This is a genomic window from Janthinobacterium sp., assembly GCF_031995485.1.
GTDB lineage: Bacteria > Pseudomonadota > Gammaproteobacteria > Burkholderiales > Burkholderiaceae_D > Janthinobacterium.
Map to the genome: position 1 here is coordinate 15,765 of NZ_DAMAGB010000051.1, position 17,063 is coordinate 32,827.

Sequence of the window (17,063 nt, forward strand, 5' to 3'; positions counted from 1 at the left end):
GATACCAGTTAGCGGCGCAGGGCCAAAGCGGGCGTCCGCCTTGCGCGTTGCGTATGTTTTATGTTTGGCAATAGAATGCAGGCAATCGCATATTAATAAAAAGGAAATCATGCAATTTTCTATCAAGCTGGTCAAGGTGGCTGCGGCGGTAGCACTGATTGCGCTGGCCGGTTGCGGCAGCAAGAGCGAAAGCGGCGGACAATCGAGTCCGGCACGCCTGCAGGGCAAGGAAAAGGGCGCCGAGTTTCTCGCCTATGAACACTCGGTCGGCGTCGATACGGGCGAGGCGCAGGTGCGGCCGCTGTATGAAAAGGTCGTGGCCGCCTGCAAGGCCGATACGGCCAATGGCTGCATGCTGCTCGACTCCAGCCTCGACAGTGGCCGCTACATGCAGGCGCGTATCAGTCTGCGCGCCAAGCCGGCCGGGGTGCAGAAAATTGTCGCGCTGGTGGCGGCCGAAGGCGAGCTGACCAGCCAGGGCACCAAGGCGGAAGACCTGGGCCGACCCGTGATGGACAGCCGCAAACGGCTGGAAATGCTCAGGCAATACCAGGCGCAGCTGCAGGAACTGGAAAAGAAGTCGGGCAACGATGTCGACGCGCTGATCAAGGTGACCAAGGAGCTCGCCACCGTGCAGACCGAGCTGGAGGAGGCGACGGCGGAAAAATCGCTGCTGATGCAGCGCATCGATACGGACTTGCTGAATGTCTCGATCAGCGCGCAGGGCAAGCGCAGCTTCTGGTCGCCGGTGAAGCGCTCGCTGGGCAACTTCACGGAAAACCTGTCCGAGGGCACGGCCAACGCGATTACCGCGCTGGCCTACATCCTGCCCTGGCTGGCCGGCTTTGCGATCCTGTTCCCGCTGCTGCGCAAAGGCTGGCGCCGGCTGCGCGCACCACGCAAGGGCGTGGCAAAGTAAAGCACCAGCGCGTGGCGTTTCTGGCACCCGGCTGCACAGTCCTTGTGCAGCCGGGTTTTTTTTCGTGCGACAAAACCATCTGCGCACCATATCGTGGCGCGTTTGCTCCTGTCGCGTCAGGGCCGATGCTGGCATGCATTCTGCTTTAACAACATTCGTATGCCCCTCTAGCCTATCCCTCACCCTCAGGAGTCAACATGTCACGACGCATCATCTTGAAAGCGGCAGCAGCAGGCGCACTGGCCATGGTTACCTCGGCGTTTACGCAGCCGGCGTTTGCCGCCGACACCATCAAGGTCGGGATTCTGCATTCGCTGTCCGGCACCATGGCCATTTCCGAAACCTCGCTGAAAGACGTGGCCTTGATGACGATCGCCGAGATCAACGCCAAGGGCGGCGTGCTGGGCAAGCAGCTCGAACCGGTGGTGGTCGACCCCGCGTCGAACTGGCCGCTGTTCGCGGAAAAAGCGCGCCAGCTGGTAGCGCAGGACAAGGTGTCGGTGGTGTTCGGCTGCTGGACCTCGGTGTCGCGCAAATCGGTGCTGCCGGTGTTCAAGGAACTCAACAGCCTGCTGTTCTACCCGGTACAGTACGAGGGCGAGGAGCTGGAAAAGAATGTGTTCTATACGGGCGCCGCGCCGAACCAGCAGGCGATTCCGGCGGTTGAATACCTGATGAGCGCGGACGGCGGCGGCGCCAAGCGCTTCGTGCTGCTGGGCACCGATTACGTGTATCCGCGCACCACCAACAAGATCCTGCGCGCATTCCTGAAAAGCAAGGGCGTCAAGGACAGCGATATCAGCGAAGTCTATACCCCGTTCGGCCATGCCGACTACCAGACCATCGTTGCCAATATCAAGAAATTCTCGGCCGGCGGCAAGACGGCCGTCATTTCGACCATCAATGGCGACTCGAATGTGCCGTTCTACAAGGAGCTGGGCAATGCAGGCCTGAAGGCGACCGACGTGCCGGTGGTGGCGTTCTCGGTCGGCGAAGAAGAGCTGCGCGGCATCGACACCAAGCCGCTGCTGGGCCACCTGGCGGCATGGAATTATTTCGAGTCCGTCAAGAACCCGGTGAATACCGACTTCATCAAGAAGTGGAAAGCGTATGCAGTGAAACAGAAGCTGCCGAACGCCGGCTCGGTGGTCACCAACGACCCGATGGAGGCGACCTATGTCGGCATCCATATGTGGGCACAAGCCGTGGAAAAAGCCAAGTCCACCGACACCGACAAGGTCATCGCCGCCATGGGCGGCCAGAGCTTCAGGGCGCCATCGGGCTTCACCCTGACCATGGACCCGACCAACCACCACCTGCACAAGCCCGTGATGATCGGCGAGATCAAGGCCGACGGCCAGTTCAATGTGGTGTGGAAAACTAAAGAGCCGATCCGCGCGCAGCCGTGGAGCCCGTTTATCAAGGGCAATGAGGCGAAGCAGAAGTTGTAACGCTGATATGTAACCCACCAGCAACTGCCGGGGTCGGACCCTCAGGGACTAGGCGTCCCCGTCCGACCCCAGTCCTTGCCTTTGGGGTAAGCGAACTCCCTAAGCCGCTCTCATCAGGAACTTACAATGCAGCTCCTCCCCAAACTGCTGGTCCTCGCCTGCCTGCTTTTCTCTTCGCTGGCGCAGGCCGCCGTCGACCCCGCATTACTGAAACCGCTGGCCGGCGACGACCCCGAAGCCCGTCTCGCGGCCGTCGGCCAGCTCGCCGCGCTGGCCACGCCCGAGGCCGCCCGTGTCTTGCTTGCCCTGCAGGCCGAAACCCTGTATGCCACCCCGCGCGGCGATGTGCTGATCGTCGAAGGCGATGGCGCGCAAGCCTACGACCCTGCCACCGGCAAGACGGCGGCCACGCCCGACGGCATCGACGGCGTCATGGTCAACAACCGCTTGCGTGGCGTGGTCGAGGGCGCCTTGTCGGGCCTCAAGCTGCTGGCACCGGAACGCGGCGAACGCCTGGCCGCCGCGCAGCAATTGCAAAAGGCCGTCAGTCCCGCGCAAGTGCCGCTGATCCGCAAGGCGCTGGCGCAGGAGACCGATCCCGAGATCAAGCCGCTGCTGCAGGTGCTGATCGCCAGCGCCAATCTGCACGCACCCGACAGTGCCGTGCGCAGGCAGGCGGTGCAGGACCTGGCCGCCAGCAGCGATGCGCGCCTGCTTTCGCCCCTGCAGGCGATGCTGGACAAGGGGCCGGACGGCAAGCCTGGCGAACCCGACGAAGCGGTGCGCATTGCCGCGGTCGATACGATAGGCCAGATCAAGGGCCGCGTGCAGCGCACCGAATTTGTCGGCAATATCTTTTATGGCCTGTCGCTGGGCAGCGTGCTGCTGCTGGCGGCGCTGGGCCTGGCGATCACCTTCGGGCTGATGGGCATTATCAATATGGCGCATGGCGAACTCTTGATGATCGGCGCCTACACCACGTATCTGTGCCAGCTGTTTTTCCGCAGCTACCTGCCCGGCATGCAGGACTGGTACCTGGTGGCGGCGCTGCCGGCTGCGTTCCTTGTGGCAGGGGCGGTGGGCGTGCTGCTGGAACGCACGGTGATCCGCTGGCTGTATGGCCGGCCATTGGAGACGCTGCTGGCGACCTGGGGCATCAGCCTGATCCTGATGCAGCTGGTCCGCACGATTTTTGGCGCGCAGAACGTGGAAGTGGCCAATCCGGCCTGGATGTCGGGCGGCGTCACCGTGCTCGGTTCGCTGGTGTTGCCGTATAACCGCATCGCCATTATCGCCTTCGCCATGCTGGTGGTGGTGGCGGTGTGGCTGATCCTCAATAAAACCCGGCTCGGCCTGTTCGTGCGCGCCGTCACGCAAAACCGCCGCATGGCCGACTGCGTGGGCGTGGCCACCGGCAAGGTCGACATGCTGACCTTCGGCCTCGGCTCCGGCATTGCGGGCCTCGGCGGCGTGGCGCTGTCGCAGCTGGGCAATGTGGGGCCGGACCTGGGGCAGAGCTATATCGTCGACTCGTTCATGGTGGTGGTGCTGGGCGGCGTGGGCCAGCTGGCCGGTACCGTGATCGCGGCGCTGGGCCTCGGCGAAGTCAACAAATTCCTGGAACCGGTGGCGGGCGCCGTGCTGGCCAAGATCGCCATCCTGGTGTTCATCATTATTTTCATCCAGCGCCGGCCGCAGGGCCTGTTTGCCATGAAGGGACGCAGCGTCGAATGATTACCTCACTCCGTGTCAGGCAGGGCCTGTTTTCGCGGCCCGTGTGGGCGGCGATCGCCGCCTTCACCATCGTGGCAGCCTTGCTGCCCGTCTTCAACCTGCTGTTTGCCGAAGGCCATCGGCTGCATGTGTCGGCCTACACGGTCGGCCTGGTCGGCAAGTTCATGTGCTATGCGCTGGCCGCGCTGGCGCTCGACCTGGTCTGGGGCTATACCGGCATCCTGTCGCTGGGCCATGGCGTGTTCTTTGCGCTGGGCGCCTATGCGCACGGCATGTACCTGATGCGCGCCATCGGTGCCGGGGGCCAGTATCAGAGTGCCTTGCCCGACTTTATGGTGTTCCTCGACTGGAAAACCTATCCCTGGTACTGGGCCTTCACCGAACATTTCTGGTACTGCATGGCGCTGGTGGTGCTGGTGCCGGGCGTGCTGGCCTTTGTGTTCGGCTACTTTGCGTTCCGTTCGCGCATCAAGGGCGTGTATTTTTCCATCATCACGCAGGCGATGACGTATGCCTTCATGCTGCTGTTCTTCCGCAACGATACTGGCTTTGGCGGCAACAACGGTTTTACGGACTTCAAGACCATCCTTGGCCACAGCGTGACGGCGCCCGAGACCAAGGCCGTGCTGTTCCTGCTGACCCTGGCGTTCCTGCTTGCCGCGCTGATCGGTGCGCGCGCCATCGTCAGCTCCAAGCTGGGCCGCGTGCTGCAGGGCGTGCGCGATGGCGAGGCGCGGCTGATGTTTTTGGGCTATAACCCGCTGTGGTTCAAGCTGTTTGTCTGGACCCTGTCGGCCGTGCTGTGCGGCATTGCCGGCGCCCTCTACGTGCCGCAGGTGGGCATTATCAACCCGTCCGAAATGTCGCCGGCCAATTCCATCGAGATGGTGGTGTGGGTGGCGGTCGGCGGGCGCGGCACCCTGATCGGCCCGATCCTGGGCGCGTTTACCGTCAACGGCCTGAAAAGCTGGTTTACAGCCGCCTTGCCCGAACTGTGGCTGTTCGCGCTGGGGCTGCTGTTTATCGTCGTCACGCTGTTCATGCAGCAGGGCATGCTGGGCATGCTGGCCAAACTGAAACGCAGGAAAAGCGCCATCGCGGCAGAGGAGGCCGCATGAGCATCCGCATGTTGCCCGGCATGGCCGGGGCCGAAGCCGGGGCGGGCCCGTCGTATGCGCGCGTCAAAGGCGAGGGCGTCGACACCACCCATGGCGCCATCCTGTACCTGGAAGACATCACCGTCTCGTTCGACGGCTTCAAGGCCATCAACAAGCTCAGTCTCGATATTTCGGTGGGCGAATTGCGCTGCATTATCGGCCCGAATGGCGCGGGCAAGACCACCATGATGGACGTGATCACCGGCAAGACGCGGCCCACCTCCGGCACGGCCTGGTTCGGCCAGACCATGGACCTGTCGACCATGACCGAATACGCGATCGCCCACGCCGGCATCGGCCGCAAGTTCCAGCGCCCCACCGTATTCGAGCAGCATACGGTGTTCGACAACCTGGAACTGGCGATGAAGATGAACAAGCGCGTGGCCACCACGCTGTTTGCGCGCCTGACCTCGGAGCAGGAAGGCAAGATCGAAGCCATCCTGCGCCTGATCCGCCTGCACGGCCAGGAGGCGCGGCTGGCCGGGCTGCTGTCGCACGGCCAGAAGCAGTGGCTGGAAATCGGCATGCTCTTGATGCAGGAGCCGCAGCTCATTTTGCTCGACGAACCGGTGGCCGGCATGTCGGACGCGGAAACGGCGCGCACGGCGGAACTGTTGAACGAACTGCGCGGCAAGCATTCCATCATGGTGGTCGAGCACGACATGGGATTTGTCACGGAAATCGCGCAGCAGGGCATCGTGACCGTGCTGCATGAAGGCAGCGTGCTGGCGCAGGGCCGCATGGACGAAGTGCAAGCCGACGAGCGCGTGATCGAAGTCTACCTGGGAAGATAAGCATGCTGGAAGCGACGCAACTGAATCAGTATTATGGCTCCTCGCACACCCTGCGCGGCGTGTCCCTGACGGCCCGCAAGGGTGAATGCCTGGCTTTACTGGGCCGCAATGGCGTGGGCAAGACCACCTTGCTCAAATGCCTGATGGGCGTGCTGCCGGTGGCGCAGGGCACGGTGGTGTTCAATGGGCGCGACATTACCAAATTGTCGCCGCATGCGCGGGCCAGGCTGGGCATTGCCTATGTGCCGCAGGGCCGCGATATCTTTGCCCGTCTGACGGTCGAGGAAAACCTGCTGATGGGCATGGCCGTCAAGAAGGGGCGGCAGGCCTCGCACATCGACGACACCGTGTATGAGCTGTTTCCGGTGCTGAAGGACATGCTGCAGCGGCGCGGCGGAGATTTGTCCGGCGGCCAGCAGCAGCAGCTGGCGATCGCCCGTGCGCTGCTGGCCGAACCTCAGCTGATTATCTTCGACGAGCCGACAGAAGGCATCCAGCCATCCGTCATCAAGGATATCGGCCGCGTGATCAGCCTGCTCAAGCAGCGCGGCGATATCGCCATCGTGCTGTGCGAACAGTATTTTGATTTCGCGCGCGAACTGGCGGACCAGTTTATCGTGCTGTCGCGCGGCAGCGTGGTGGCCAGCGGCCCCGCCGGGCTGATGGATGGCGAGGATGTCAGGCGCCACCTGGCTGTCTGACGGCGCCATTCAGCTGGCACTGCCGGCAACGACAAAGTTGCCGGCAAATATGCGCTTGTCATTGACATTACATATTTATGCGCAATACTTCCCCTGTTGCCGCTTGTAACGCCCCTCGTCTTTCTTCCCCGATTCTCGTTTGCTTCTCTCCACCTGACCGCAGGAGCCTGCCCATGATAACGACCGACCATACTTTGCATCTGCCTGCCACGCCGCTCCATGCCCATGCACGGGTGGATCTGGCCATGAGCAAGATCGTCGAGCTTGGCATTGCCGAGCAAGCCGCCTATGGCACGGTGTGCGCGTTGGAATACCTGAAGTCATACCGGCTGGCGCCGGAACTGATCGAGCGCGTCCTGACGCGGCCGGCGGAACGGCGCCAGTTCAGTCAATAAGATACCAGGCGCTGGCAATGTTGCCGGCAGGGCTGGAATGGGATTGTCGATTTGCTCACTACAGCTCAGTTATGCACAAATGATGGGTTAGCGAAATTGCGTAAATAATTTTCCAGGCATGAACCTTGTTTTTGCAAGTGCTTGATTTGTAGGGGATTTATTTCTGCTGCTTGATTGAGCAGTTTATTGAAAGCCGCACTGGCTGTGGCTTTGAGGCCTGTCAATAGGGCCTTATCCACAAAGATATCCACAATCCGTGTGGATATCTGAAAAAGCGCTTGAGAATCCGCCACTTAGCGCAAGTGCGGTGGCGGGCAGCATGGATTGCATTTGGACATGCACAAATCGACGTTGCTCAATACTGCTGTATGCCTATCCAGTGTTGTTGTTTACTGACCAAAAGTCACGCCGGGCCAGTCTGCCCGGAAGGCTTGGCCGGCACCTCAATGCAATGTTCGAGCGCGGCCGCCAGGTCGGCCACTTGCCGCTCGGCATCGCGCAGGCTGGCATAAGTGCGCAGCGAAGAGATCACCGTGGTAAACAGTTTGCGCGTGGTGAGGTCGGTCTTGCACCAGAAATCGTTGATATCGTAGTCGATGATGATGCGGTGTTCAAGCGCCTGGCCCGGCTGGCCCGTACGCAGGATAATGCGCACGGCGCTGTTGTGCAGGTCTTCGCGGATCTGGCGCGCCACGTGCAGGCCGGCATCCTGGGTTTCCATGATGACGTCGAGCAGCACGACGGCGATGTCGGGGGTGCTGCGCAACAAAGCCAGTGCTTCTTCGCCCGTATAGGCGTGCAGAAAGCTCAGCCTGCGGCCTTCGAAGCTGGCCTGGCTGAGGGCGAATTTGGTGACGACGTGGACATCGACATCATCATCGACGATCAGCACGCGCCATGGCGGCGGCGGGCTGGCCTGGCCGGCCTCGTCATCTTCTGCGGTGTGCGGATCATCGACCAGCCAATCAGGTTCATCATCCGCCTTGGCGGCTTTAACAGTATCGGTATTCATGCATTTCCCAGCGTTGAGCGTGCGCGCCGCATCTACCTTAGGCCAGTGCAGGCGCTTTGTCAAAGGGCAGGCCTGCGCGCAGTAGCCGGATGGCGCCCGGCTTATGCACAGTAAAAATATTTTTCATCTTATTCGGCATCTGTCTGCGCAAGCGCAAGAGCGCTATCGCAAGTCATTGATTTGATTGACTTAAAATATTGCCTGCGAATTCAGCAAATTGTTGAAACCCGCATCAGTACTGGCGTTGCGGCTTGTCAAGAGGTGCTTATCAACAACTTTATCCACAGTTGCTGTGGATATCTGAAAAAGCCGTGCAAAAACCGCAGCTTAGGGCGGGCAAGCGCGGCAGCGGGCAAAGCAACGGTGGCACGCTCGTATCCTCATGCAGCGCCCACTGAGCCTGTCAGTTCGTGGTAGCGCTGCAAGAAACATTGCTTTGCTTCACCGGGATCCATGGCAACAATTATACCGGGCAAAGGCGCAATGCCGTCAAGGTAAGCCCAGCGCTCGGTGGAGTGGGGCATCAGGTCGCGTTTCTCGGTTGCCAATGCCACCAGGTCGGCGCGCTTGATCGGCGCATAGTCGGAAAAGTCGATGCCATAGGTGGCGGCGATGATGGCCGTGACCTTGTCTTCCAGCGCGGCAAATTCCGGCAGCAGGACTTTCAGCGGCTTGACCATGTCGCCCAGATAGGCTTCGGCCGCATCGTGCAGCAGCGCCGCCAGGCGCAGGGGCGGCGGCACCAGGCTGGCGACGATCAGGCTGTGCTGGGCAATCGAATAAAACGTTTTTGTCTGGCCATTGAAGCGGCACTGGTAAGCGAGGCCATGGGCGATGTCCTCGATCGCCACCTGGTCGATATGGGGGCGCAATGGATAAAAGCGGTTGCCGGAAAAAGTGGAAACGTAATCGGTGGTGATGGCAGTGTGTTGCATATCGATAGTCAATCTGGCGGTAGCAAAGGGCAGGCCACCATCGTACACCGGGCTTTGCATGGGCGTCGGTTCTGCAAAGCGACTCAGCAATTAATTTCATATCGTCAATCTTGCTTCGTCACCTACACTAGTAGCTGCGTTTTTTACAACCGGGACAGGCAATGACACGACCTTCTTATATCTACCAGGGCGGCTCGGTGATGATGCACTCGCCGCTGCAACTGAAGCAATCCGAGATGGTCGGCTATTTCGTGAAAGGCGACCTGGCAAAACTGCAGGCCACCGTCGACACGACCTTGAACCGGGTAGCGGGCGAGCACCTGACCTTCAAAGCCCTGTCGCCGTACGTGATGCTGACCTTTACGCGCGTCAACCATGCGGACTCCGCCAACCCCGCCGACCAGGCCAAGGGCTGGATCACCGAAGTCGATATCGTTACCTGGATCATGGTCGGCGAGATCGATGCGAAAGGGAAACTCGCGCATATCTACTGGTATCCGTGCCACATCTTTGTCGACGATGCGATGGCGCTGATCAACGGGCGCGAACTGTTCGGCTACCCGAAGTATCTGTGCGAGTACGAGATTCCCGCAGCGGGTACCGAGCCGCTGCGCTGTTCGGTGTCGGCCAAAGGCTTTCATCCTTTTTCGCCCGAGACGAAAATTGCCCTGCATCCGCTGCTGGAAGTGAACGCCACCGGACAGGCCGGGCCGCACAAGCCGATCGGCAGTTTCCTCGAACTGATCGAGCAGGCGTTCAGGATCTTCCTGTCGATTCCCGACTTCTTCGACATGGATGCGGCCGGCTGGCAGGATATCCTGTCGCTATTGCGCAATCCGCGCATCGATCAGATTTTCCTCAAGCAGTTTCCGGACAGTGCCGGCGTCAAGGCCGTCTACCAGGCGCTGGTGGCCGCGCCGGCCGAAATCAACCGCCTGCACAGCGCGCGCCTGCTCGGTTATGAATACGAATGCACGCTGCACGCGTTCGACAGCTTTCCGCTCAACCAGACGCTGGGCCTGCGGCTGGGCGCGCAGGCGGCCATCCTGCCGTTCCAGGTCCATTTCGATTTCACGGCCATGCCGGGCGAGGAACTGGTCGACAATTCCGTCATCGCGCCCGAAAAGATCGCCATCCTCGGCGGCGGCGTCGGCTCGCTGACGGCGGCCTACTATCTGACCGGGCAGCCGGACTGGCAGAACCGCTACCAGGTCACCGTCTACCAGCTGGGCTGGCGCCTGGGCGGCAAAGGCGCCAGCGGGCGCAACGCGCAGCAGGGCCAGCGCATCGAGGAGCACGGCCTGCATATCTGGTTCGGCTTCTATGCCAACGCGTTCAAGATGATCAAGAAGGCGTATGCCGCGCTCGATCGTCCGCCCGGTTCACCCCTGGCCACCTGGCGCGACGCCTTCAGGCAGCAGGATTACGTGGCCCTGTCGGAAGACGTCAAGGGCGAGTGGCGCAACTGGTCGATCGTGTTCCCCACCTTGCCGGGCGAGCCGGGCGAGGGTGGCGAAGACATTACGCTGTGGCAGATGGCGGTGGCCATGGTCGGCTGGATCGAGCAATGGATACGCCAGATCCGGCAGGTGGCCGACGCCGATGCGCGCATCGCGCGCGCCGCCACCGACCTGGGCACCAGCGCCGAGGGGAAGTGGCCGGGCTGGCTGCGCCGCCTGGCCGATGAAGTGGTGGGCCAGGCCGATGAGCTGGGACTGGACGTGGGCCTGTCCGTGGGCGCGCTGGTGGCGCTGGTGGCCGACCTGGCGCCCGACTCCACGCACCACGATGCGGCCCGCCACCAGCTGCTGGCCAGCACCCTGACGGGCATCCGCGCCTGGCTGCGCCTGCGCTACCGGGCGCTGATCGATGCCGACGACGAGCTGCGCCGCCTGTTCACCTGCCTGGACCTGGGCATCACGGTGATGAAAGGCTGTTTCGACGATGGCGTGTTCAAGCACGGCTTTGATGTCATCAACGATATCGATTTTCGCGACTGGCTGAAAAAACATGGCGGCGATGAGCGCTTCAGCGTCAATTCGGCGCCCGTACGCGGCTTTTACGACCTGGTGTTTGCCTACGAAGGCGGCGACTTTTCCAGGCCGAATATCGAGGCCGGCACCTTGCTGCGCTCGATGGCGCGCATCGGCCTGGCCTACCGCGGCGGCATCATGTTCAAGATGCAGGCCGGCATGGGCGACACGGTTTTCACGCCGCTGTACGAAGTGCTGAAACAGCGCGGCGTGCAGTTCAGGTTCTTCCAGCGCGTGGAGGAACTGGTGCCCGGCGGCGGCACCGGCGAGATCGACAGCATCCGCATCACCGAACAGGTGGCGCTGCGCGACCCGGCGGCCGGCTATGCGCCGCTGGTTGATGTCAAGGGCCTGGCCTGCTGGCCTTCCACGCCCGACTACGCGCAGCTCGATCCTGCGCAGGCGGCATTGCTGCAGGAGGCGGGCGTGAACCTGGAATCGTACTGGAGCGACTGGCCGCAGCGCTACCAGCAGGCTTTCGGCCAGCCGCTGCCCGCCACCGTGCTGAAAAAAGGCGTGGATTTCGACAAGGTGGTGTTCGGCATCTCGATCGGCGCCTTGCCGATTTTGTGCCCGCAATTGCTGGCGCAAAGTCCCGCCCTGCGGCAAACCGCCGACAACGTGCAAACGGTGGCTACCCAGGCCTACCAGGTATGGCTGAACCAGGACCTGGCGCAGCTGGGCTGGACCACGCAGCCGGGCGGCCAGCAGCCGGTATTGTCTGCCTTTACGGAGCCGTACGACACCTGGGCGCCGATGGACCAGCTGCTGGCGCGCGAAGACTGGCCGGCTGGACTGGCGCCGAAGAACGTCTCGTATTTCTGCAGCGCGCTGCCGATCGCCGGCTATCCGCCGCTGAGCGACACGGGCTTTCCGGCCCGCTGCGCCGAGCAGGCCAGGCAGGGCGCGCTGCACCAGTTAAGCGAGGAAATCGGCGCGCTGTGGCCGCAGGCAGGAGCGCGGGGCGCGTTTCCGTGGCACTGGCTGGTGGACGCAAAAGAGGGCACCGGGCCGGCGCGTTTCGACAGCCAGTACTGGCGCGCCAATGTCGATCCGTCCGAGCGCTACGTGATGTCGGTGGTGGGCAGCACCCGGTACCGCCTCGCCAGCGACCAGTCGGGGTTTGCCAACCTGTTCCTCACTGGCGACTGGATCAAGACCGGTCTGAACGCCGGCTGCGTCGAGGCGGCCGTGATGGCCGGCATGCAGGCCTCGCGCGCGATCAGCGGGTATCCGGTGGTGATCCAGGGGGAGACGGATTTTTGAGCACCGCTTGCGGCAGCAATGTGTCGGATGACGTGGCCTGCGGCCGCTAATCCGGCCTGCCCGATTGTACCAATTGTGCGGTCAGATCGGTTTGCGCCGTCCGCAGCGCTGCCTCGATGCGCGGCAGATGCTGTTCCACTTCATCGAGCTCCCCGTTCGACGCCAGCGTTTCCATCTGGTGGCACAGCGCGTGCAGCGTGGGGCGGCTCAGATAACCCGCGCTGCCTTTCAGCGCATGGAAGGCGGCGGCCACGGCGCTGGCGTTGCCATCGCGGACAGCCTGGCGGGCCACGTCGAAACGGCGCGGCGCCTCGTCGAGAAACGCTTTGGCGATGCGCTGCAGGTGCTGCGCCGACAATCCGGCCAGCGGCAGGATATGCACGGGGTCAGTCATCGGATCGCTGGCCGGCGGCGTGGCCACTGGCGCTGGTGGAACAGGGCCCTTGGCCGGTTTGCCCAGGCCGAACTGGCGCGCCAGCGCATCTTCGCCGGATTCGGCTGGCGGCACCGGCACGGCGCACGGCAGCTCGTGGCCGCGCGCCAGCAGCAAATCGATCAGCGCGTCGATCTTTTGGTACAGCAGCGCTTCGTCGACCGGCTTGCTGAGGAAGTCGTCCATGCCGGCGCTCAGGTAGCGCTGCCGGTCATGCTCGCTGGCGTTGGCTGTCAATGCAATGATGGGGATCTGCGCATCGGGGATCGGGAAGGCCTGATTGCCGCCGGCGCGGATCAGGCGCGCCGCCTGTTCGCCATCCATCATCGGCATGCGGCCGTCCATCAGCACCGCGTCGTACGGGCCGGAAGCGAGCGCGCGCAGCACCTCCTCGCCGTTTTCCACGATGGTGACCGTGTGGCCCATGCCTTCCAGCAGCGTGCCGATAATGATCTGGTTGGTGCGCACGTCTTCCGCGCACAGGATATGCAGGCGGCAGGCATGGCGCGCATTGCGCGGCACGTGGCGCGCATCGGCCGGCGGCGCGCTGCCGGAAGGCAGGGGCACGCTGAAATGGAAGCGGGAACCGATGCCGATCCGGCTTTCCACGCCGATGCTGCCGCCCATCAGCTCCACCAGCTGCTTGCAGATGGCCAGGCCCAGTCCCGTGCCGCCATAGCGGCGCGTGGTCGAGTGATCGGCCTGCTCGAACTTCTGGAACAGGCGCGGCAGGGTGTCGGCGTCGATGCCGGCGCCCGTGTCGCTGATGGTGAAGTCGATCTGGTGGCAATCCTTGTGGTGCGACGGCGTGCGGCTGCAGCGCACGTCCAGCAGCACTTCGCCGTTGGCCGTGAACTTGATCGCATTGCCCAGCAGGTTGATCAGGATCTGGCGCAGGCGCGTCGGGTCGGCCCGCACGTAGCGCGGCAGGTCCAGCGCCAGCTCGCGCCGCAGCAGCAGGCTCTTGGCGTCGGCCTGGCCCTGCACGATGCCGGTGGCGTCGCCGATCAGCGCCAGCAGGTCGAAGTCCACCGTTTCCAGCGTGAGCTTGCCGGCGTCGATCTTGGAGAAATCGAGGATGTCGTTCAGGATGGTCAGCAGCGACTCGCCGTTATGCAGGCCGATGCGCAGGTATTCCTGCGTGCGTCCGCGCACCGTCTGGTCGCGCAGCGCGAATTTCAGCATGCCGATCACGCCGGCCAGCGGCGTGCGGATATCGTGGCTCATGGCGGACAAAAAGTCGATGCGGTGGCGGCTCACTACTTCGGCCTGCGTCTTGGCCGCCAGCAGCGCGGCGTTGCTGTGCGTGAGCGCCTGCGTGCGCTCCAGCACCCGCTGTTCCAGGTGATTGCGCAGCAGGCGGATCTGCTCGGCCAGCGCGAAGGCCAGCAGCAGGCCGTCCAGCGTGCCGCCCAGCAATGTCAACAGTTGGGCGTTGCTGACCAGCGCCGGTATCAGGCCCAGGTTGGCCGGCAGGATGACAAAGCCGGGCAGCATCAGGGCGATAAACCCCAGCACGAAGAAGCGCGCCGGCTGGTAGCCGCCGCGCCAGACGACGATGCCGCACACCAGCGCCAGCACCATCCAGATGGTGATGGCGACGGTGGCCAGCGCATGCGCGTATTGGGACGCCAGGAAACAGCTGGGCATCAGCACGAACGGCAGCACCAGGTTGAGGCGGCTCCATTGATGCAGGCGCGGCGCCAGTTCGCGCAGGCGCAGGAAGTGCCGGTAGAACAGGGTGCTGAGGACGGGCAGCAGGAAGAAGGGCACGTAATGGAGCTGCAGCCAGCGCCAGTCGAACAGGTCGGAAAACACGTGGAAAGTCATGGCCCACGCCAGGCCGTACATCAGCACATACAGCGCATAGTAGAACGACGCTTTTTCGCGCGTCAGCGAAAAAATGAAGAAATTGAACAGCCCCAGCGCCAGCAGGGCGCCGATCGAGGCGATGATCTGGAAATTTTCCTGGCCCACCAGCTTGCGGTAGGCGAGCTGGGTCCTGACGGCAAACAGGGGCGGGCGCGCGTAATAGGGGCTGTCGAAATGGATCAGGATATCGTAGGTGGCGCCCGGCGCCAGCGCGACGTTCTTGCCGTAATGCAGCAGGTATTCGTGCGGCCGCTGGTAGCCCGACAGCAGGGGCACCGGTGCGCCTTGCTGGCCGGGTGCATACACGTGGATGTCGACCGTGTCGATCAGCGTGTCGTTCGGATCGATGACCCATGCCGTTTGCCTGCTGTCGTTGCGCACGCGCGCATGCAGCCAGTAGGCGCCGCCGAACAGGTTCACCTCGGCAGCGGGCCGCTGGCGCGCCAGCCAGGCGGGCAGGGCGGCCGCATCGGCAGGCGGTACGCTGTCGCTGGCGAAATACAGGCGGCCTTGCGTGCCCAGGTGATGGATGCCCTGCGCGGTCAAGGGCGTGGGGGTGGCCTGGGCGTGTGCGCTGTTGCTCAGGAAAAGCAGACTGCATAGTAACCATAGCAGCCACGCCGCCACGCGCTGCAGCGGTGGGGAACTGGAATGGCGGATTGGAAAGGACTGGGCTGGCATCGGTTGTATGGAGTGATTGCGCGAGCGGCAAGTCCTGTGCAATGGATACCTCATTCTAATCGACAAGTGCGGGGCAAGCGCAAGTACTTGCCATTAATGCATTAGTGCTGATGCAGCCGCAACAATTTCTACGCAACACTTCTGTATCATGGCGGTTTTTGCCTGTGAGCGCGAACATGCTGAGTCCCGAACAATTGATGGCCTTCCTGGCCGCCGCCGTGCTGGTCACCGCCAGCCCCGGTCCCGACAACCTGATGGTGCTGGGCGTGGGCATGTCGCGCGGACGGCGCCAGGGGGTGGCGTTTGGCCTGGGCTGTGCACTGGGCTGCCTTACGCACACGCTGCTGGCCAGTATCGGCGTGTCGGCCCTGCTGGCCGCCTCGCCCACCGCGTTTACCGCGCTGAAAGTGGCCGGTGGCCTGTACCTGGTGTGGCTGGGGTTCGGCGCCATCCGCAGCCGTGGCGGCGCAAAGATCGATGGCGCGAGTAATCTGGCGGACGAATCGCTGGGCAGGCTGTTTGCCAAGGGATTGTTTGCCAACAGTATCAATCCGAAAGTCGTGCTGTTCTTTCTGTCGTTCCTGCCGCAGTTCGTTGTGGCCGGACAAGGCAACGCCAGCTGGCAGACGGCGCAGCTGGGACTGGTGTTTACGGCCCAGGCCTGCGTGCTGTTTGGCCTGCTCGGCTATTTCTCGGGCGCGGTCGGCAAGTGGCTCAATCGCCGTCCGCGCGCCGGCCTGTGGCTCGACCGCGTGGCCGGCACCATCTTTATTGCGCTGGGGCTGCGGCTGATCCTGGCGCGCTAGCCTGGATGGCGACGATATCGAACGCCAGCTCCATCGGGTCCTGTACCGCCATCGCGCCACCGAGGATGGCGAACGGCACGATGCCGAAGTCGCTTTGTTTCAGTACCACGGCGCCGCTGGCGCGCAGGCTCTTTCCATCACCGGCCTGCTCCAGCCTGACCGGCACCCTCACTGTGCGCGTGACGCCATGCAGCGTGATGGCGGCATCGGCTGCCTGCGCACCCGGCTGCAGCCTGGCCTGCACCCGCACCAGCGGATAGTGTTCGGCGTCCAGCACGCGCACCAGCATATTGTGGCGCGTGCCGGCAATCGCGTCGCCCGAGGGCGTGGTGTCCAGTCCCGCCTGGGCGCGCAAGCCGCTTTCATCGACTGTCATGGCGTCGAGGCGGAACTGGAAATCGGCCTGTCCCGGCTCAGGCGCCACCCAGCCGGTGACGGTGCGGCTCGCTATGACATGATCGTGCCCCAGCCGCGCCAGCGCGCCGCCGCGCCTTACGGTGATGGTGAGCAGGGTGGCCTGCGGGTCGATCTGCAGCAGCCGTTCGCCGCTGGCCGGTGTTGCAACGCGTACGCTGCCAGGCATGCCAGGCGGTGGGGTGACCGTTGACGGCGGGGTGCAGGCCGCCAGCAGCAGACAGGCGGAGAATACTGGCAGAAGGCGGCCGCGATGGAACATGGTGGTCTCCTGAACTAAGTGATATCCGGATGGTAAGCGATTTGGCGCGCCATTGCGTTCCTTGCAGAAAGTGCGCACGAATTTGGCGCGCGTCATATCCCCGTCATATGGCGCTGTTATGCTGTTTCTCGTTGGCACAGCATGTGTGGCGCAGATCACTACGCTCGGGGAGCGATAGGATGCCCATATGACTCAACA

The 17,063-nt window shown here is 63.1% G+C and carries 13 protein-coding genes; 9 read left to right on the plus strand and 4 right to left on the minus strand.

Annotated features, from left to right (window positions below):
- Positions 1-109: 109 nt before the first annotated feature.
- The 7 genes from RTQ46_RS22805 to RTQ46_RS22835 all read left to right on the plus strand — a co-directional run bounded on the left by RTQ46_RS22805 (position 110) and on the right by RTQ46_RS22835 (position 7,151).
- Entirely contained in the window at positions 110-919 is an 810-nt protein-coding gene (locus tag RTQ46_RS22805) for a DUF4349 domain-containing protein (protein WP_312439875.1), read from the plus strand.
- A 197-nt stretch (positions 920-1,116) separates the two neighbouring features.
- Complete coding sequence (urtA, locus tag RTQ46_RS22810; protein ID WP_312439876.1) at positions 1,117-2,370, plus strand: urea ABC transporter substrate-binding protein; 1,254 nt, start codon at positions 1,117-1,119, stop codon at positions 2,368-2,370.
- Between the two features lie 126 nt (positions 2,371-2,496).
- Entirely contained in the window at positions 2,497-4,104 is a 1,608-nt protein-coding gene (urtB, locus tag RTQ46_RS22815) for an urea ABC transporter permease subunit UrtB (RefSeq protein WP_312439877.1), read from the plus strand.
- Positions 4,101-5,222, plus strand: a complete 1,122-nt coding sequence (urtC, locus tag RTQ46_RS22820) for an urea ABC transporter permease subunit UrtC (protein ID WP_312439878.1) — start codon at positions 4,101-4,103, stop codon at positions 5,220-5,222. Before urtB ends, urtC begins: the two co-directional genes overlap by 4 nt.
- Positions 5,219-6,055 carry an urea ABC transporter ATP-binding protein UrtD gene (gene urtD, locus RTQ46_RS22825; protein WP_312439879.1) on the plus strand — a complete coding sequence of 279 codons (837 nt, stop codon included), beginning with the start codon at positions 5,219-5,221 and terminating at the stop codon, positions 6,053-6,055. Before urtC ends, urtD begins: the two co-directional genes overlap by 4 nt.
- Before the next feature lie 2 nt (positions 6,056-6,057).
- Complete coding sequence (gene urtE, locus RTQ46_RS22830; RefSeq protein WP_312439880.1) at positions 6,058-6,756, plus strand: urea ABC transporter ATP-binding subunit UrtE; 699 nt, start codon at positions 6,058-6,060, stop codon at positions 6,754-6,756.
- 173 nt (positions 6,757-6,929) lie between these two features.
- On the plus strand, positions 6,930-7,151 hold the full coding sequence (locus RTQ46_RS22835; RefSeq protein ID WP_312439881.1) for a hypothetical protein: 222 nt from the start codon (positions 6,930-6,932) through the stop codon (positions 7,149-7,151).
- A 403-nt stretch (positions 7,152-7,554) separates the two neighbouring features.
- Here RTQ46_RS22835 and RTQ46_RS22840 read toward each other — a convergent pair whose 3' ends face one another.
- Positions 7,555-8,163, minus strand: coding sequence for a response regulator (locus tag RTQ46_RS22840; protein ID WP_312439882.1), 609 nt, complete (start codon positions 8,161-8,163; stop codon positions 7,555-7,557).
- Positions 8,164-8,543: 380 nt separating this feature from the next.
- Complete coding sequence (locus RTQ46_RS22845; protein WP_312439883.1) at positions 8,544-9,098, minus strand: phosphohydrolase; 555 nt, start codon at positions 9,096-9,098, stop codon at positions 8,544-8,546.
- Positions 9,099-9,259: 161 nt separating this feature from the next.
- On the opposite strand from RTQ46_RS22845, the gene RTQ46_RS22850 reads away from it, so the two are divergent.
- The gene (locus tag RTQ46_RS22850; RefSeq protein WP_312439884.1) at positions 9,260-12,397 is read left to right on the plus strand and encodes an NAD(P)-binding protein; all 3,138 of its coding nucleotides are present in this window, start codon (positions 9,260-9,262) and stop codon (positions 12,395-12,397) included.
- Positions 12,398-12,443: 46 nt separating this feature from the next.
- Here the strand turns inward: RTQ46_RS22850 and RTQ46_RS22855 are convergent, their stop codons facing one another.
- Positions 12,444-15,248 carry a 7TM diverse intracellular signaling domain-containing protein gene (locus RTQ46_RS22855; RefSeq protein ID WP_312439885.1) on the minus strand — a complete coding sequence of 935 codons (2,805 nt, stop codon included), beginning with the start codon at positions 15,246-15,248 and terminating at the stop codon, positions 12,444-12,446.
- Positions 15,249-15,559: 311 nt separating this feature from the next.
- Here RTQ46_RS22855 and RTQ46_RS22860 point away from each other — a divergent pair, with 311 nt between their 5' ends.
- Entirely contained in the window at positions 15,560-16,189 is a 630-nt protein-coding gene (locus tag RTQ46_RS22860; RefSeq protein ID WP_312439886.1) for a LysE family translocator, read from the plus strand.
- Here RTQ46_RS22860 and RTQ46_RS22865 read toward each other — a convergent pair.
- Positions 16,152-16,865 carry a YceI family protein gene (locus tag RTQ46_RS22865; protein ID WP_312439887.1) on the minus strand — a complete coding sequence of 238 codons (714 nt, stop codon included), beginning with the start codon at positions 16,863-16,865 and terminating at the stop codon, positions 16,152-16,154. The two genes, RTQ46_RS22860 and RTQ46_RS22865, sit on opposite strands and share 38 nt — an antisense overlap.
- Between the last annotated feature and the right edge of the window lie 198 nt (positions 16,866-17,063).

Coding starts and splice junctions, on each gene's coding strand:
- RTQ46_RS22805 (WP_312439875.1), top strand. CDS start 110: ATGCAATTTTCTATCAAGCTGGTCAAGGTGGCTGCGGCGGTAGCACTG.
- urtA (WP_312439876.1), top strand. CDS start 1,117: ATGTCACGACGCATCATCTTGAAAGCGGCAGCAGCAGGCGCACTGGCC.
- urtB (WP_312439877.1), top strand. CDS start 2,497: ATGCAGCTCCTCCCCAAACTGCTGGTCCTCGCCTGCCTGCTTTTCTCT.
- urtC (WP_312439878.1), top strand. CDS start 4,101: ATGATTACCTCACTCCGTGTCAGGCAGGGCCTGTTTTCGCGGCCCGTG.
- urtD (WP_312439879.1), top strand. CDS start 5,219: ATGAGCATCCGCATGTTGCCCGGCATGGCCGGGGCCGAAGCCGGGGCG.
- urtE (WP_312439880.1), top strand. CDS start 6,058: ATGCTGGAAGCGACGCAACTGAATCAGTATTATGGCTCCTCGCACACC.
- RTQ46_RS22835 (WP_312439881.1), top strand. CDS start 6,930: ATGATAACGACCGACCATACTTTGCATCTGCCTGCCACGCCGCTCCAT.
- RTQ46_RS22840 (WP_312439882.1), bottom strand. CDS start 8,163: ATGAATACCGATACTGTTAAAGCCGCCAAGGCGGATGATGAACCTGAT.
- RTQ46_RS22845 (WP_312439883.1), bottom strand. CDS start 9,098: ATGCAACACACTGCCATCACCACCGATTACGTTTCCACTTTTTCCGGC.
- RTQ46_RS22850 (WP_312439884.1), top strand. CDS start 9,260: ATGACACGACCTTCTTATATCTACCAGGGCGGCTCGGTGATGATGCAC.
- RTQ46_RS22860 (WP_312439886.1), top strand. CDS start 15,560: ATGCTGAGTCCCGAACAATTGATGGCCTTCCTGGCCGCCGCCGTGCTG.
- RTQ46_RS22865 (WP_312439887.1), bottom strand. CDS start 16,865: ATGTTCCATCGCGGCCGCCTTCTGCCAGTATTCTCCGCCTGTCTGCTG.